This window comes from Paenibacillus sp. GP183, assembly GCF_900104695.1.
Classification (GTDB): Bacteria; Bacillota; Bacilli; order Paenibacillales; family NBRC-103111; genus Paenibacillus_AI.
In genome coordinates, this window is sequence record NZ_FNSW01000001.1 from 3,638,564 (window position 1) to 3,655,291 (window position 16,728).

The 16,728-nt window shown below is 46.9% G+C and carries 14 protein-coding genes; 13 read left to right on the forward strand and 1 reads right to left on the reverse strand.

Going from position 1 to position 16,728, the window contains the following annotated elements:
* Nucleotides 1–86 precede the first annotated feature (86 nt).
* The 10 genes from spoIIID (at nucleotide 87) to csaB (ending at nucleotide 9,777) form a co-directional block, all read left to right on the forward strand.
* The gene (gene spoIIID / locus BLV33_RS17960) at nucleotides 87–377 is read left to right on the forward strand and encodes a sporulation transcriptional regulator SpoIIID (RefSeq protein WP_090794628.1); all 291 of its coding nucleotides are present in this window, start codon (nucleotides 87–89) and stop codon (nucleotides 375–377) included.
* Between the two features lie 136 nt (nucleotides 378–513).
* Nucleotides 514–1,515, forward strand: coding sequence for a rod shape-determining protein (locus tag BLV33_RS17965; protein WP_090794629.1), 1,002 nt, complete (start codon nucleotides 514–516; stop codon nucleotides 1,513–1,515).
* Nucleotides 1,516–1,525: 10 nt separating this feature from the next.
* Nucleotides 1,526–2,425, forward strand: a complete 900-nt coding sequence (locus tag BLV33_RS17970; protein ID WP_090794630.1) for a flagellar hook-basal body protein — start codon at nucleotides 1,526–1,528, stop codon at nucleotides 2,423–2,425.
* Between the two features lie 13 nt (nucleotides 2,426–2,438).
* Entirely contained in the window at nucleotides 2,439–3,302 is an 864-nt protein-coding gene (locus BLV33_RS17975) for a flagellar hook-basal body protein (protein WP_090794631.1), read from the forward strand.
* Between the two features lie 25 nt (nucleotides 3,303–3,327).
* Nucleotides 3,328–3,570: a DNA-directed RNA polymerase subunit beta gene (locus BLV33_RS17980; RefSeq protein WP_090794632.1), complete on the forward strand. Its 243-nt coding sequence runs from the start codon at nucleotides 3,328–3,330 to the stop codon at nucleotides 3,568–3,570.
* A 162-nt stretch (nucleotides 3,571–3,732) separates the two neighbouring features.
* Nucleotides 3,733–4,257: a CDP-alcohol phosphatidyltransferase family protein gene (locus tag BLV33_RS17985; RefSeq protein WP_090794633.1), complete on the forward strand. Its 525-nt coding sequence runs from the start codon at nucleotides 3,733–3,735 to the stop codon at nucleotides 4,255–4,257.
* A 143-nt stretch (nucleotides 4,258–4,400) separates the two neighbouring features.
* Nucleotides 4,401–4,832: a 3-hydroxyacyl-ACP dehydratase FabZ gene (gene fabZ, locus BLV33_RS17990; protein WP_090794634.1), complete on the forward strand. Its 432-nt coding sequence runs from the start codon at nucleotides 4,401–4,403 to the stop codon at nucleotides 4,830–4,832.
* Nucleotides 4,833–4,848: 16 nt separating this feature from the next.
* On the forward strand, nucleotides 4,849–6,549 hold the full coding sequence (locus BLV33_RS17995; RefSeq protein WP_090794635.1) for a phospho-sugar mutase: 1,701 nt from the start codon (nucleotides 4,849–4,851) through the stop codon (nucleotides 6,547–6,549).
* An 85-nt stretch (nucleotides 6,550–6,634) separates the two neighbouring features.
* Nucleotides 6,635–8,686 carry a DUF5693 family protein gene (locus tag BLV33_RS18000; protein WP_090794637.1) on the forward strand — a complete coding sequence of 684 codons (2,052 nt, stop codon included), beginning with the start codon at nucleotides 6,635–6,637 and terminating at the stop codon, nucleotides 8,684–8,686.
* Nucleotides 8,662–9,777: a polysaccharide pyruvyl transferase CsaB gene (gene csaB, locus BLV33_RS18005; RefSeq protein ID WP_090794640.1), complete on the forward strand. Its 1,116-nt coding sequence runs from the start codon at nucleotides 8,662–8,664 to the stop codon at nucleotides 9,775–9,777. Before BLV33_RS18000 ends, csaB begins: the two co-directional genes overlap by 25 nt.
* Here csaB and BLV33_RS18010 read toward each other — a convergent pair.
* Complete coding sequence (locus BLV33_RS18010) at nucleotides 9,763–10,026, reverse strand: hypothetical protein (RefSeq protein WP_090794644.1); 264 nt, start codon at nucleotides 10,024–10,026, stop codon at nucleotides 9,763–9,765. The two genes, csaB and BLV33_RS18010, sit on opposite strands and share 15 nt — an antisense overlap.
* A 431-nt stretch (nucleotides 10,027–10,457) precedes the next feature.
* Between BLV33_RS18010 and BLV33_RS18015 the strand changes: the two genes are divergently transcribed.
* The 3 genes from BLV33_RS18015 (at nucleotide 10,458) to BLV33_RS18025 (ending at nucleotide 16,591) form a co-directional block, all read left to right on the forward strand.
* Nucleotides 10,458–11,246 (forward strand): WecB/TagA/CpsF family glycosyltransferase, encoded by a 789-nt coding sequence (locus BLV33_RS18015; RefSeq protein ID WP_253187100.1) that lies wholly within the window; start codon nucleotides 10,458–10,460, stop codon nucleotides 11,244–11,246.
* Between the two features lie 133 nt (nucleotides 11,247–11,379).
* Nucleotides 11,380–12,486 (forward strand): MraY family glycosyltransferase, encoded by a 1,107-nt coding sequence (locus BLV33_RS18020; RefSeq protein WP_090799032.1) that lies wholly within the window; start codon nucleotides 11,380–11,382, stop codon nucleotides 12,484–12,486.
* Nucleotides 12,487–12,646: 160 nt separating this feature from the next.
* The gene (locus BLV33_RS18025) at nucleotides 12,647–16,591 is read left to right on the forward strand and encodes an S-layer homology domain-containing protein (protein ID WP_090794655.1); all 3,945 of its coding nucleotides are present in this window, start codon (nucleotides 12,647–12,649) and stop codon (nucleotides 16,589–16,591) included.
* The last annotated feature ends 137 nt before the right edge of the window (nucleotides 16,592–16,728 follow it).

Below are 16,728 nucleotides of genomic sequence, written 5' to 3' on the forward strand. Positions count from 1 at the left end.
CAGCTTGTCAGGCTTGGCTACGTAGAATATATAGTCCTGCCCCTCATATAATGTACCAAACTATCTCGAGTAGGGAGGCGAGGGGATTGCACGATTACATCAAAGAGCGGACCATTAAGATCGGTACCTGCATTGTCGAGACCAAGCACACCGTTCGTACCATTGCCAAGGAATTCGGCGTATCCAAGAGCACGGTGCATAAGGATCTGACGGAAAGATTGCCGGAGATTAATCCGGACCTGGCCAATCAGGTGAAGCACATATTGGAGTATCACAAATCCATCCGGCATCTCAGAGGAGGCGAAGCTACAAAAATCAAATATCGCAAAACCAAGCATCCCAGACCAGCCGAAGCTCTAATCGCGTTAAAGTCTTGAGAATTTTGTCGAATAAACACCCTAAAAAGAGGAATTCAAGCATTCATAGCGAATTTAGCATATAATTAGGACCAACATACATGGAACGCCGATTCTACTCTTCATGAACGGTTGATTTAGGGAGGATTATTTAGAAATGTTGAGCAAGGACATTGGAATAGATCTCGGCACCGCAAACGTGCTTATTCACGTAAAAGGACGCGGTGTTGTGCTCAATGAGCCATCCGTGGTTGCCATTGAGAGCGATACGAAGCGTGTACTGGCCGTTGGCGATGAAGCCTACCGCATGGTGGGCCGTACCCCTGGGAATATCGTCGCCATTCGGCCGTTACGAGACGGAGTCATCGCCGACTTTGAAATTACGGAAATGATGCTGAGGTACTTTATTACCAAAGTGGGCGGCAAGCGCTGGTTTTCTCACCCGAGAATCCTGATATGCGCGCCGACCAATATTACCTCCGTCGAGCAAAAGGCGATTCGTGAAGCGGCAGAGCGCAGCGGTGCCCGAGAAGTATTCCTGGAAGAAGAACCCAAAGCGGCTGCTATTGGGGCCGGCATGGATATATATCAGCCGAGCGGCAACATGGTTGTAGATATTGGTGGAGGCACCACGGATGTAGCCGTGCTATCCATGGGCGACATCGTGACCTCCTCTTCCATTAAAGTTGCCGGCGATACCTTCGATGCGGCGATCACGAAATATATCAAGAACAAATACAAGCTACTCATCGGGGAACGGACCAGTGAAGACATCAAGGTGAAAATCGGAACGGTATATCCGCATGGGCGTTATGAAGAGATGGATATCCGCGGAAGAGATATGGTGACGGGACTGCCGCTTACCATCACCATTCATTCCAATGAAATTCAGGAAGCCTTGTGGGATCCCGTATCATCCATCGTCACCGCAGCCAAGAGCGTGCTGGAACAAACGCCACCGGAGCTGTCGGCCGACATTATTGATAGAGGCGTCATCCTTACAGGCGGTGGAGCGCTTTTGCACGGACTCGATCAGCTGCTTTCCGATGAGCTTAAAGTTCCAGTATTAATCGCGGAAGACCCTATGCATTGTGTAGTTAAAGGCACGGGCATCATGCTCGATAATTTGGATAGAGTAAGCAAACGGAAGCTGGTCTAGGGGTGAAGGTATGTTAAGAGGCTTATATACGGCAGCGTCAGGCATGATTTCCGAGCAGCGTCGGCATGACACCATCACAAATAATATCGCCAATATCAACTCACCTGGCTTTAAGCAGGGGAATTCGCTCTCCCGTTCGTTTCCGGAGATGCTGATTTCACGCATCCGGGGTGGACAAGACATTCCTGCCAATGCTCAGATCGGCAGATTGAACACCGGCGTTTTTGCTGAAGAGAATATTGCGATACATACCCAAGGTGATCTGCAGGAAACACAAAATCCTTACGATTTTGCCGTTGTGTCCAATCTTCAAGTTCCGAATGTGCAGTTCGATGCCACCGGCAAGTTCATTGATGCTAACGGCAATTGGATACAGCAGCCGCAAGCGCTCTTTACGGTGCAGAATCAAGCGGGCGAACGCCGATACTCCCTTAACGGTAAATTCACCGTAGATTCCACAGGACGTTTGGCAAACTCCGAAGGCCATACTGTACTCGGCCGAGATGGACAACCTCTAATTTTGATCAATCCCGCTACAAACCTGCCGATTCGCAACATTAAAGTAACCAATAAAGGCGAGTTTTTGGATGAGGCCGGTCAACCGATCCTGAATGCGGCTGGACAACCTGTAGGCTTGCTGATCTCCAGAGCGGAAAACCCGAACCTGATGCTCCGCGAAGGGAATGGATTATACCGGATCAATCCGGGTGATGAAGCTACCGTTACAGCCGTGGCCCAAGGAGACCAAGTCGAGATCAAACAAGGGTACATCGAGCGTTCCAACGTAGATGCCGCGCAGTCCATGGTTGATTTGATGTCAGCCCTTCGTGCCTATGAAGCCAATCAAAAGGTCATACAGTTTTACGACAAAAGCATGGAGAAGACAGTCAACGATGTAGGCCGAGTGTAAGGAGGATGCGAAAATGAACAATTCGATGATCAACTCGTCAGTTTCGATGAATGGCTTGCAGCAGAAGCTCGATATCCTGGCGAATAATATTGCTAATTCGAATACCGTTGGTTTTAAAAAGAAGGAAGCTTCCTTTGAAGACGTTCTAACCAACATCAATAATCAGCCGGAAGGCTTTCGGCGGCAGGGAAGACTGTCTCCTCTCGGTTTTAACCAAGGGTGGGGCTCGAGGCTTGTCCAGGTTCAAACGAACATGGCGCAAGGTCCGATCCAACCCACCGGTAATGTGACGGATTTGGCGATTCAAGGGGACGGCTTGTTCGAGGTGGCCGTTTCCGCAATTGACCCTGCTACGGGCAATCAGGTGTTCCAACCGGCTTGGACTCGCAACGGCGCTTTTAGCTTAAGCCCGGATAATCAAGGCACCATGACGATGGCGATGGCTGACGGGCATTTTCTTGTTGATACAACAGGGAACCCGATTCGTATTCCAATAGGCTTCCGCCCCTCAATTGACCAGAGCGGAAATGTACTCGCTTATAATGAAATAGATCATACAGCACCGCCGATCAATGTAGGCCAAATTAAGCTTGTTCGCGTTGTTCGACCGCAGCTTTTACGCGAAGTCGGGGATAATATCTTTTCGTTGCCGGCTGGAATTGCAAATACTCAAGACATTTTGCAAAATCTGAATGGAAATGCTGGGAACGTCGCAGACCGGGTGGAAGTTATGCAGGGCTATCTGGAGCAGTCCAATGTAAATATGTCTGATGAAATGACTGAACTTGTGATGGTACAGAAAGCCTTTCAATTAAACTCCCGTGCGATTACTTCCTCTGACACCATGATGAATATGGCCAATAACTTACGTGGCTGAGAAGGAAAGTGGGGAAAGTAACCCTATGTCTGACAAGCTTGAAACGACAGAAGCTTCATTGAAACCCCAAAAAACAAAAAAAATCAAGCCTATATGGGCGATTATCATCTTAACTATCCTTAAATTTCTTAGAGTTCCCTTCCTCTGCATAGTGGCATTGGCCGTCGGTCTCTATGTGGGTTATGCCAAGATTGGAAAACAACCCGCAGCTGAAATGCTCCATATGAACACCTGGAAGCATTTGTACGATCTGGTGTTTACTCGCTGACCCGAACACATCAAACAACCCGAACAACTCCCGCTAAGGGAGTTTTATTTTTGCAACTAGCAAGTTATAATGGATAAAGGTTCTTAAGGATTACCAAAGCAAAACTCAGTAACGCTTTCGAAGCCAGTTTAGCTAAAGCTAAACTCTAAGGAGTGAAACCGCTTGAATGTCCCCAATTTATTGACGTTAAGCCGATTTATTCTCATTCCTGTGTATTTGATCGTTTTTTTTGAGGGATATCCGAAGACGGCGTTCATTATATTGGTTGTGGCCGGACTAACGGATATTGTGGACGGCTACTGGGCGCGTTCCAGAGGCTTGGTCACACAGATTGGAGTCATGCTGGATCCACTCGCCGATAAAACCATGATGCTGGCGGTGATCATTTCGCTGCTCTTGTCAGGTATGATCCCGTGGGAAGCGGCTTTGGCGATTTTGATCAGAGACCTCGGCATGATTATCGGTTCAGCCTTTATTCACTTTCGCGGCAAACAGACTCTGCCCGCCAATATTTGGGGGAAGCTGACGACCGTGCTCTATTATTCGGCTATTTTATTCATTGTGTTTGAAACCCGTTTTGCCATCGTTTACTTATGGTTCGTGATTGCGATTTCCTTTTTAACTTCTCTTATTTATATCATTCAGTTCGCTGTGTTGAATACAAATAAGATGAAAGTCAAATCATGAAGTAAAAAGAGCATATATCTAGGTTTATACTTTCACCCATACATATGCTCCCTTATATCAACCCTCACTGCTGCAGCATATGAAGGGACACCTTAGTTTCAGTTGTTACCTTCATTTTTATGCAAATTTCGGAAGGAGTTCCTATGCTGGATATTAATCAAATACAAGAGATCATTCCCCACCGACCGCCTTTTTTGCTCATTGACCGCATTCTTGAAGTCGAGGATGGAGTCAGAGCGGTAGGAATCAAGAATGTAACCATGAATGAACCGTTCTTTGCTGGACATTTTCCGGGTTATCCGGTTATGCCGGGCGTATTGATCATTGAGGCGCTGGCACAGGTAGGTGCGGTTGCGATTCTTAAATCTGAAGCCAATCGAGGCAAGCTTGCCTTATTTGCGGGTATTGACAATGTACGTATTCGCGGACAAGTTGTACCCGGCGACACCTTGACGCTTGAAATGCAAATTACAAGGGTCAAAGGAATGATTGGCAAAGGGCTAGCTGTTGCCAAAGTAGGAGATCGCATCGTATGTGAAGGTGAATTGATGTTCGCTTTAACCGATCCTAAATGAGGAGGAGCTGTGCATAATGACGACTGACCGTGTGCAAGCAGGCTATCAATTGTGGCTGGAGGACCCTTCCATAGACCTTACAACCAAGGAGGAGCTCAGATCGATCCAGGCGGATGACAAAGAAATCGAGGATCGGTTTTACAAGGATTTGGAGTTTGGAACCGGCGGTCTTCGCGGTATCATTGGTGCGGGTACAAATCGGATCAATATTTATACAGTGGGACGTGCCAGTCAAGGTCTCGCAGAATATGCGCTGCAAACCACTCCTGCGAATCCATCCATTGTGATCGCTTATGATTCCCGGAACATGTCGCCAGAGTTTGCACTGGAGTCAGCCTTAGTATTTGCCGGCAACGGCGTTAAGGCCTATGTGTTCGAATCGCTGCGGCCAACGCCCGAGCTTTCCTTTGCGGTTCGCCAATTAGGAGCCTCCGCGGGCGTTGTTGTGACGGCAAGCCATAATCCGCCTGAATATAATGGCTACAAAGCCTATGGCGCTGACGGAGGCCAGCTTACGCCGGGTGCGGCCGAGCAAGTCATTTCGTTGGTACAAGGCGTGGACTCCTTCAAAAAAGTAAAGAAGCTGAGTCGTTCAGAAGCGGAAGCTCAGGGCTTATTGGAGTGGATCGGCGAGGATATGGATCGCGATTATCTGGCTGCTGTTACTGCAGTCAGCCAAAATCCGCAAATGGTCAAACAAATGAGCCCGGACTTTCGCATCATCTATACGCCGCTTCATGGAGCAGGCAATCGGCCGGTTCGGCAAGCGCTTCAAGCCATCGGCTTTGAACAGGTTCAAGTGGTGGCCAAGCAGGAACAGCCCGATCCCCAATTCTCTACTGTGAAATCGCCCAATCCGGAAGAAAAGGAAGCCTTTACTCTGGCCATTGAGCAGGCGAAAGCATGGAACGCCGACATCATCATCGGAACAGATCCGGATTGTGACCGGATGGGAGCGGTGGTGAAGGATTCAAGCGGCGAGTATTTCGTGTTAACCGGCAACCAGTCCGGCGCGATTATGGTCCATTATTTACTGCAGAGCAAGAAAGATCGCGGAACCCTTCCTGATAACGGCATCGTGATCAAAACGATAGTGACCAGTGAAATGGGAGCTGTGATTGCCAAATCTTACGGTATTCCAACGCTGAATACCCTGACCGGCTTCAAATATATTGGTGAAAAAATGACGGAATACGATCAAACCGGGGAGCACGAATTCTTATTCGGATACGAGGAGAGCTATGGTTATCTCGCCGGAAAATATGCCAGGGATAAGGACGCTGTGGTCGCATCCATGCTCATTTGCGAAGCGGCCGCTTATTACAAAAAGCAAGGAAAGACACTTTACGAGGTATTGCAGGAGTTATACAAGTCCTATGGGTATTTCCTGGAAAAGCTGGAGTCCAAAACACTCAAAGGCAAAGACGGTGTAGAGCAGATAGGACGTATCATGGAAGCTTGGAGAACAGATCCGCCTGTCGATATTCAGGGTACACATGTCGAGGTGATGGAGGATTACTCCAAAGGCATTCATGGTCTCCCCAAAGAAAACGTGCTAAAATTCAAGCTGGAGGATGGCTCCTGGTTTTGCCTCCGCCCATCGGGTACCGAGCCCAAAATTAAATTTTATTTTGCCGTTCAAGGCTCGTCTGAGCAGCAAGCAGCCGAACAAATGAACAAGCTTATGACATATGTGCACAGCCGTATAGACGGATAACCGGAAAAAGACAGGAGGCCGATTGCCTCCTTTTTTCAAGAGACTGTACCCATGTAGCGACAGCATTAGAACAGGAGTGAACATTTTGATTCAAAAGTATACTGCATGGAACATCTTACTGCGTAAAGTGCTTTGGTGGCTCGTAATCATTGGACTCCTGACCGCTTTGCCCCTTGCCTACGTAAGACATCAGACAGAAAACTCAGCCAATCAGGTGGAGTTCGTTTTCGATTATCGCGATTTGCTGGATATTTCCACTACTAAAACCAATCCCCCCGAATTCGTAAAAGCCCAACTGAAAAGGATGAAAGAGTCGGGAGTAGGGTCTTTAGCTGTGTACGAAGCCACCCTTTCGGAGCTGCAGGAGAGCCGTCGGATCGACTTGTTTGATTCTCATGAAGCCATGGCCTTAACGCAAACCCCGAGCTTGCCTAATGAAAATTTCACTTACATTCTGTTTGCTGACCCAGGGACACAGCAGAAGCTGCAGCCGATAATTGAAAAGGCGTTTGCCGATTTGAATGTGAAAACAAGACCTTGGAGCTATAAAAACAAGCAAGGCATGATCATTGAGCAAAGCAAAGATGAAGCTTCCATGAGACCTATGGATCCTGATCCGCTCACGTTAAACGCGCTGAAAGAGCAAGGCTTTCAAATCGTGGTTCGACTATCGAATCACAGGCCGTTTGTCGCCAAAGACATGGATAGTCTGCTGCAGCAGCTTCAAGGCTATGGGGTAAAACGGATTATTGTGGACGGGGAAGCCGTACCCGGCTATACCGAAGATAAAGCCCAAGCGAACTTGAAACAAATGGCTCAACTGATGAATAAATATCGCATCGGTCTGGCAGCCATTGAACTGCTGAAGGAACCGCAAAGAGGCTTTAGCACGTTAGCCAAGGATATTCAGTTCAATGTGGTGCGGCTGCATTCCTTTACGGAGAAGGATTCAGACAAGCTGACGGATAACGTTTTGAAAAAAGATCTGGATCAGCTGGTACAAGCCACGGCCGACCGCTTTGTTCTTGCTGTAAAAGACCGAAACATCCGGATGGTTTTCCTTAATGCGAGACCAACGAAGAGTGTAGATAGAGCTGTTGTGCTGGATCCACTTGAACCGATCTATGCGAGTTTGCATGGGCAAGATGGTGCCGTACAGCGCATTGAAAAAGTGGGCTTTACTGATGGTCCTGCCCAAGCTTTTAAAGTAGAATCCACCAGCTGGCAAAAAATTGCAAGGGTCTTCGTTTTGCTGGGAGGCGTAAGTTTAATTACATTGCTAGTTGCTTATTTTTACCCCCAAGCAGCCTTATTTGTTTTCGTCATTGGCTTGGTAGGAGCAGCTGGACTGCATACACTTTCTTCCAATATATACGGACAAACGCTGGCGCTTGGAGTTGCTATAAGTTCACCCAGTATTGCTCTTATGCTTGCAATTCGTTCCGTTCGATCCGGGCAGGCGGCCAAGTGGCGATCCGGCCTTGCTTATGCCTTGTGGCAGCTGGTGAAAACAACGGCTATTTCGTTGATCGGCGTCGTTTATCTCATAGCGCTGCTGAATCAGATTACGTATTTCCTGGTGATCGATCAATTTAGAGGAGTCAGCCTCCTGCATACAGTCCCTATTGGAATCGTCTTGCTTTATCTGCTTTTCTTCAGTGAGAATCTGACGTACGAGATGAAGCGGAAAAGGCTGAAAAACATGCTGTCTTCCAACATTCGGGTGCTCTGGTTAGTTCTGTCGGTCGTAGCCCTCGCTGCCGGTTATTACTATCTATCCCGCACAGGAAATGCCGGACAAGCCTCCGCCTTTGAAAAAATATTTAGGTCTTTCCTGGAAAATACACTCGGTATTCGACCGAGAACGAAGGAATTTCTGCTGGCGCATCCACTCTTTCTGTTAGGAGCCTATTTATCCGTTCGCCATAAAAATGCAGTGTATTTGCTGCTCTTTGGCGTTGTTGGACAGCTGTCTATCGTCGATACCTTCGCCCATCTGCATACACCGATCTTTGTTTCCGGAATACGGATTGTCTATGGTCTCCTATTTGGAACATTGTTCGGACTGATATTTATCGCCATATGGGAAATTCTAACGAGGAGTTGGAAACGATGGGTTCCCCCGTTCAAAGGATAGTTCTGTCCGGCTATTACGGATATGGCAACAGTGGGGATGAGGCAGTTCTTCAATCGATTCTCTTCGCATTAGAGGAACAAGGCGCCAAACTCGGCATCCGGATTGAGCCCATTGTGCTCTCGGGAAACCCTGAACAAACGGTTCAAATGTACGGCGTGAGGGTATATCATCGTATGCAGCCCCTGCAAGTGCTTCAAGCCTTGCGGGAAAGCGACGGGCTCATCAGCGGCGGGGGCAGCTTGCTCCAGGATGCAACAAGCGCTAAGTCCATTCCCTATTATTTGGGTATATTAAAGTTAGCCCAATGGATGGGCAAGCCGACGTTTGTTTATTCACAGGGCATCGGCCCGGTGAACCGCCGGATGTTCAACGGCTGGATCCGCTCCGTGTTCCAGCGGTGCCGGTACATCTCGGTCCGCGACACGGAGTCCGCGGACCTTCTGGCTTCGATGCGCCTCCCCCGGGAGCGCATCGAGGTCGTGCCCGACCCGGTCATGGGCCTGCCGCTGGGCAGCGAAGCTGCTGCGGCCAGCCCCTTGCCCGGGGCGGGCTTGCGGACGGTCGGCGTGTCCGTCCGCTTTTGGAACCGGGACCGCTCGGAGCTGGAAGCTCTTTCGCGGTCCCTGGCATCGCTGCTCGCAGCCCGCAACGTGCGGCTGCGGTTCCTGCCCTTCCACCTCCCGGAGGACGAGGTGGCCTCGAGCTACGTGATCGACCGCTTGGGCGGGGATCACGGGGAGCGGGTGGAGATGGTGCGAGGCCTCGCCCATCCCCAGGAGATGCTCCATCAGGTCGCGAGCTGTGACCTGATGATCGGGATGCGGCTGCATGCGCTGATTTATGCAGCCTCGCAGTACGTGCCTATGGTCGGAATTTCGTACGATCCGAAGATCGACCAATTCCTCCATAGGCTGGGTATGACGGCAGCGGCATCTACAGCGAGCTTCGATGCTGCTGCCGTAACGGCGGAGGCCATCCGCTTGCTGGATGGCCGGGAGGCTTGGGCGGCTGACAAGCAAGCCGCCATCGCGCAGCTCAAGGCCGATGCGCAGCGCCCTGCGGCCCAGATCTTGTCTTTACTCTTGAAGTAAGCGAGCCTTGCGGCGCATGCATGTGCCCTTTGCTCTTGAAGTAAGCGAGCCTTGCTGCGCATGCTTTTGCCCTTTCTCTTGAAGTAAGCGAGCCTTGCCCGCGCATACATGTGCCCTTGCTCTCGAAGTAAGCGAGCCACGTCGCGCATGCTTTTGCCCTTGCTCTTGATGTGCGCATCCTTTTGCCTTGCCCTTGCTCTTGATGTGCGCATGCTTTTGAAACATCTGCCGCACACCTTGTGAAAGCATCACTGCCACCCAACTACCTGCAAAAAGTACAGTTCATTTTTCAGGAATCAATCTTTTTAGATAACTAAATGTAAAATGTACAGTTACTTTCTCCACTATTTGATCATTTGGGGTTTTTGCCCCGAATTAGCTGCAGGTTTTACACTTGGATCACCTAAAATCACAATTTCAAACGAAAATACATGTACATTTTACATTTAGTCCGGAGTAGGTCGCCTGAATTTGCCTTTGATTTTCAATGTTAGATTTCAATGTCAAATTTCATAAACCGGTTACTTTTGAAGCTTTATTGGATTATAAGCTCGTTATTTAGAGGAAATCAGCAAGCTCGCTGCGAATATTCAACGTTAAGCACTCGAAAATACTTTTCTTTTCATTGAATATACGCAACTAAATTCTTGATCATAGCGTCAAAAAGGATGAGGGTATTCATGAGCCTAGAGGCCGTATCGTCAGAAATGGGGGCCGCGCCAATTAAGAACTTTCCCAAAGTGAACATCTTCGGTGTTCCCATATCCAAAATGAACATGAAACAAACCGTGTCCTACTTGACGGATGCGATTGAAAACAGGCTTCCGCAGCATGTGATTACAGCCAATCCCATTATGGTCATGTCCGCCGTTGAGGATCGCAATTATTTGGCCATGATGAAGCAGGCCGAATTGATTGTTCCCGACGGTACCGGCGTTGTGTGGGCTGCTGGTTACGTCGGTGAGCCTGTGGCGGAGCGTGTGACAGGCTTTGATTTGGTCCATGAGCTGATGAGGATCGGCGATCGGCTGAATTGGAAGGTGTACATGCTCGGCACTTCGACGGAAATGATTGAAGCCGCAGCAAGTAAGCTGAAGGATATGTATCCAGGCATACAAATAGTTGGGTGTCGAAATGGTTATTTTAAGGAAGAGCAAGATGCTGAAGTGATTCAGGATATTGTACATGCTGCTCCTGATCTATTATTGGTAGGCAGATCGTCTGCGACACAAGAGCCTTGGATCGCAAAATATAAGCATCAGCTCCAGGTTCCTGTTATGATGGGCGTCGGCGGAAGCTTTGACGTGCTGGCGGGTAAACTGAAACGTGCACCGGTACTTTTTCAAAAACTGCGGTTAGAATGGTTTTACCGTCTGCTGCAGGAGCCTTGGCGATATAAAAGGATGCTCACGCTTCCGAAATTTGCAGTGAAAGTGATTCGCGAAAAAGAGAAAGTCACAAAACCATGAAAATAACTTTGAAAATGACCTGAAAACGGTCAATTTGCGTGAATACCGTATTGGTGTTTCAAATATAAGTGGAGTATAATTCTCGGCGGCGGGTCAAACTGCCCAGAGAGTAGAGGGGCTGGAGAAAATGTACTTGTACGGATTATATGCGATCGGGTTTGTTGCATCATGCTTAATGGCACTGCTGTTAACGCCTTTGGTCAAAAAATTTGCCTTTTGGGTAGGAGCCGTAGACGCGCCGAACCATCGGAAGGTACATACCAGAATCATGCCGCGCCTTGGAGGGTTGGCCATCTTTTTGGCTTTCGTCGGTGCGTACTTTGTCATTTCACCTGCACTCGAAGCTTTTTATTCGGATGCCGGCCTTGGAATTCTTGCAGGCGGGTTCGTTATTGTTCTTACAGGAGCACTCGACGACCGTTTTCAGTTATCCCCCAAGTGGAAGCTGCTGGGCCAAATCATTGCCGCATTCATCGTCGTTTCCTTCGGGCTCAAAATTGACCTGGTCAACATTCCGTTCGGTGAAACGAATTTAGATATAGGCTGGTTAAGTATCCCCATCACGATTTTATGGATCGTCGGCGTGTCCAACGCCATTAATCTGATCGACGGATTGGACGGCCTCTCGGCGGGTGTATCCGGTATTGCTACCATAACCATTCTTATTCTTGCTCTTATGATGCCAAATGTGACCGTTGTGCTGCTCAGCGTCATTTTACTTGGAAGCATTGTCGGGTTTATGTTTTACAATTTCCATCCGGCCAAAATCTTTATGGGCGATTCCGGGGCCTTATTTCTTGGCTTTGCGCTCGCTACATTATCGATCATGGGCTTTAAGCAAGCTGCCGTTGTTTCCTTGTTAATTCCTATTATGATCCTTGGCGTCCCCTTGTCGGATACCTTCTTCGCCATCATGCGTCGTTATGTCAATAAAATGCCTATCTCGGCGCCGGATAAGAGCCATCTTCACCACTGCTTGCTGCAGCTCGGCTTTAGCCATCGTACCACCGTCCTTATCATCTATGGGATAGCCTTGGTTTTTGGAGGCTGCGCAGTCGTTTGCTCCGTTCTTTTGTCACAGGAAATGACCTGGGTCGTTACACTCGTTATGGTGGCGTTGCTCCTGGTTATACTGCTTGGTGCAGAGGCCCTCGGAATTATCAGCAAAAGCCGCAAACCAATCTTGGGCTTCCTTCAAAGGCTTGCCGGTAAAAGAGTTCAAAATCGCATGGGCAAGTAATAAAATGCCCCGATAATCCATAAAGTCCTTTCCTGAAAGTCGGAAGGGGCTTTTTGTTTGCGATTTTTAGGTTATTCATCCTATAAACATTCGCGCCAATGGAACCGATATAACACGTATACCAAATTCATGTTTTGTACAAAAGGAGAGGTTTTCAACCATGAAGCAAAAGCGAACACTAGTCTGGGTTATTCTCGCGGCGATGCTCGTATCGCTCTTTCCCTTTGCTCCAGCCGGAGTTGTCCAAGCGGCGCCAGCCTATTTTGTTCCTGACGATAGCGGCATATCTGCATCCAATTCCCTTACTTTGAGCACCTTGCAGCGCTCTGCACTCAGCGGTGGTGCCATTGTTTCTAATGGTAAAGTTACCATTCCGGGTACCCTCAGCTTTGTAGACAAAGATGGCATAACCGTAACCGTCGACCAACTGGTGAATGACCCGACCACTTCAACACCAGGAAATTTGGTGCTTAAGCCAGATCCTGCCCATACATACAATAAAGCCGTATCTGCGACAACAACACGCTTCTCGGCAGATAATCTGGACATGTATCCAGGCTTCAACCGAATCACGTTCACAGGAACTCAAGGCGGAATTCCTAGAACGGCTGTCTTTTATATTTTATATGATGCTGTTCCTTTCATGTCCAACCTTACTGTATCGGCAGGAGGCAGCCCGGCCCAAAATCTTAGCTCGGGCGCCGCCAGTGTAGTTGTATCAGCGGCTCAAATTCTGCTTCAAGGAACCGCACAAAATACCACTCAGCTTACAGTAGATATTAATGGAAACGCGAACTCCAAAGCCTCAGTTACGGTTCCGGCTACAGGTAACTTTAATGTTCCGCCTTTAAGCTTTACGGCGGGACTTAATACCGTAAACATGACTTTGTCTAATGGTGCAAATACAATAAGTTTAACTCGTTCCTTGTATTACTATGATCTAAACAATCCTATTATTGATATGAGCATTACACACACGGGTGACCCAACGGATCCTCCTAATCAACCGATTATGAATCAAACTGTAAAACCAGTGTTAACGGGTACCACCGGGGCAAAAGGCGATTTAAAAGTAAAAATGTTGATTCCTTTTATGTCACCGACATTTAATACGGCGAATGCAACCTTTACTTTGAATGGGATCAATGTTACTTCCAAAGTAACCCCAGCGCCGGTGGAAACCGTTATACCAAGTTCACCTTCCTATAAATTAATCGATTTTACAATCTCGGCCTATGATTTTAATACGACTTCAACTGTACCAGATATTGATCAAACGGTGAGCCTTGATGTGTATTATAACGGCTTTCACTTTGTAACCAAGCCGCCTCTTCCCTCATTTAATTATTATCCGGGAAGCAATCAAATACAGAATGTATGGCAAATAACGGGATACCCATCAACGATTACGACTTACGATGTTGATCCAACCATTAGTGTTAAGCCATTAAATAACAGTGAAGTTACTTCGCCCAATTTTTACATTTTAGTAAAAGCTCAAAAAACTTTAACAGATACTAAAGGAACCCCAGCAACTACACCTTCTTATAATTCAGCACTTAATTTAAAGGCATTTTTACAGCCAATTGGAACTAACGTTATCCTTGAGTCTGTAGGATACTATTATAATAGCTCAGGAACCAGAGATGATACCTATCAAGTATATAAAGTGTCCGGAATCCCATCAGGAACACAGCAGATCAGATTTCAGGTGGTAGGTAGCGCTGCCAGTCCAACTTTTGATACGACAGTTACTTATGTCAATAAAAACTATATTAATATAGATACGTTAATTGATGGTCAGACTATTAAGTATGACTCCAAGATAAGTGTTGCTCCAACAGTAAATGTCCAAGGGTCTTTTACTGGCAGTGACCCCATACTTAGCGGTACATTGGATGTAAATGGGACTACCCGTACACTATATTCGTCCTCATCATCTTCACCTTCATTTAATCTTAATTTGGCCATACCGAGTGAACTGCATGTAGGAAAGAATACACTTACGTTCACAGGGAAATTTTCGCAATCAGGTTCGGTAGTTCTTACAGTAACTAAAGTAATAACCTTATATGTAGTGGATACCTATGTTCCGGTGATTACTCAGATACAGCCGACTATAATTCCAGCAACACGAATAGGTCTTCCTCCTATGAGCAGTTCTACTTTAACAGCTATTCTATCTACAATCTTTGTGAGTCAACCTGATATTCTATTTCAAAATAACCATTATGTCACAAGCCTTAATTCTCATGACTTTACCTTTAGAGCTACTGGAGCTACACGCGCAATCTTGAAGCAAGGTTCTACAGTGATCATGGATGCAGCAATTCCTACTTCTGCGATAAACACACAAATACCGGCTGCTTCACCATTGTATGCTTATGACATTACTGGATCGGAAACTGACTTTGTTATCAGGGTCAAGGATCTGCAGTCTACGGCTCCAGGTACTCAAACCTATGTATTGCAATTATATAATGCTGCTGGAGCAAGCATTAGCCAGACCCTGCAGGTGGAGCGGATATATTCGGATTCCAGAGTTATCTCACCGCAGCCTAATTCCGGCAATCAAATTGTGGTCACCAAGAACTTTGTCCATTTTGATGTTGAAGCCGAAGGTGCTACTGAGGTTCAAGTTGACGGCAAACCGGCTGTAGCCCGAACAGATATTAGTAATCGTTTCATCCTTGATTATATTGGATTAAAACCGGACAAAGAAACCCCAATCAAAATCACAATTAAAAGAGGAGCCTTAACAACAACGAAGACGGTGAGTGTATTTTATACCAGCACCGTAAATGTAGATTCTGAATTTATGGAAAAGCTGTCAGCTAAGCATACAGTTTTTAATAAAGACCTCGAGCTTTCCTTTCCAAGAGGAACAGTTTTAAAAAGAGTAATCAGCGCACAATATCCAACGACAAAAATTTATAATCAGACGAACCTGCTCTTTGGCATCGCCGATCCAACTGACGGTGTGGTAGGCCGCGTTAATGATTATGGAAATATTCTTAACTCTTCCAACGACGGACGCTCCTTCCAGGGGAGATTTCCAGTCTTGGTATCACCTGTTCTGAAATCTCGCTTTACAGATCCTACGGATCGCCTTAATTTCTCAAGAGTTTCTCAAATGTATTGGATTTCTGGCGGCTATGCTGAGGATTCCACTTATGGTCCTACAGGCGGCTTAGAGCCTTATACAGTTAACGCTGGAGGAGATCCCGCTAATGCGAGCATGACCTACTCTGTTGATCCAACTGTAAGGATTAATAGAACGCTAGTCCCATCCAATCGGGGCACATTAAAAATAAGCTTTAATGATAATGTCGTAGAGGCTGTTGCTTCGAACTTGACCGTGTTTTATTTTAATGATTTAGGAAGATGGGTAAACCTCGGCGGTGAAGTTGACTCGAAAAATCATACCATCTCGGTCCCTTTTGATAATTTCGGCTATTATATGGTAGGAAAATTAAACAACAGTTATCCGGATGTAGAAAAACATGATTGGGCCAAGAATGTGCTAGAGGCTCTTTATGCCAAAGGGTATATGAACAATCTATATGCAGGTAATTTCGGAGCTTACGATAAGACGAGCAGAGGCGAGTTTGCTACCCTATTGGTTAAATCTCTGAATATTCCACTAAATTATGATAATAATAATTCTTTTATTGATGTTTTCCCGGGCTCCTTAGCCCAAACCTGGGATTATAGGTACATCGAAACTGCGGCGAGAGCTGGTATTATTAACGGCAAAGATGGACGCTATTTTGGGGTTGTCGAGAATCTGACTCGCGAGCAGGCTGCTACGATGATTGCAAGAGCCCTGGATCTGAAAATGTCCATTAACGATGCCAAACTGAAAACAGCATTATCCAAGGTCTATGGCGATGTAGACAGTATTTACTTCTATGCGTTACCTGCAATAGATGCCGTTACCAAAGCAGGAATAATGGTAGGAAGAACTACAGCACCCGCGCCAAACCAGAAAAAAAGCACAGTCTTCTTTGATCCCAAAGAAGAATTAACTCGCGACCAAGCAGGACAAATCGCCATCCGATTACTGCAGAAGAGTTCCAATGTTTTTCCAAAAACACTAAATTAATAAAAGGCTGCAAACCATCAATATGGATGGGCTTGCAGCCTTTTTTTCCTTCGCGCAACTATGGTAAATACTTCAACGTGACTTGGAAGGTTTGAAAGTAGTATACTAATTCTCGCAGAGGTATACATAGAAATTTT

Bases quoted from the DNA above. Each gene is read 5' to 3' on its own strand.
- BLV33_RS17965 (WP_090794629.1), top strand. From the start codon at position 514: ATGTTGAGCAAGGACATTGGAATAGATCTCGGCACCGCAAACGTGCTT.
- BLV33_RS17970 (WP_090794630.1), top strand. From the start codon at position 1,526: ATGTTAAGAGGCTTATATACGGCAGCGTCAGGCATGATTTCCGAGCAG.
- BLV33_RS17975 (WP_090794631.1), top strand. From the start codon at position 2,439: ATGAACAATTCGATGATCAACTCGTCAGTTTCGATGAATGGCTTGCAG.
- BLV33_RS17980 (WP_090794632.1), top strand. From the start codon at position 3,328: ATGTCTGACAAGCTTGAAACGACAGAAGCTTCATTGAAACCCCAAAAA.
- fabZ (WP_090794634.1), top strand. From the start codon at position 4,401: ATGCTGGATATTAATCAAATACAAGAGATCATTCCCCACCGACCGCCT.
- BLV33_RS17995 (WP_090794635.1), top strand. From the start codon at position 4,849: ATGACGACTGACCGTGTGCAAGCAGGCTATCAATTGTGGCTGGAGGAC.
- csaB (WP_090794640.1), top strand. From the start codon at position 8,662: ATGGGTTCCCCCGTTCAAAGGATAGTTCTGTCCGGCTATTACGGATAT.
- BLV33_RS18010 (WP_090794644.1), bottom strand. From the start codon at position 10,026: ATGCTTTCACAAGGTGTGCGGCAGATGTTTCAAAAGCATGCGCACATC.
- BLV33_RS18015 (WP_253187100.1), top strand. From the start codon at position 10,458: ATGAGCCTAGAGGCCGTATCGTCAGAAATGGGGGCCGCGCCAATTAAG.
- BLV33_RS18025 (WP_090794655.1), top strand. From the start codon at position 12,647: ATGAAGCAAAAGCGAACACTAGTCTGGGTTATTCTCGCGGCGATGCTC.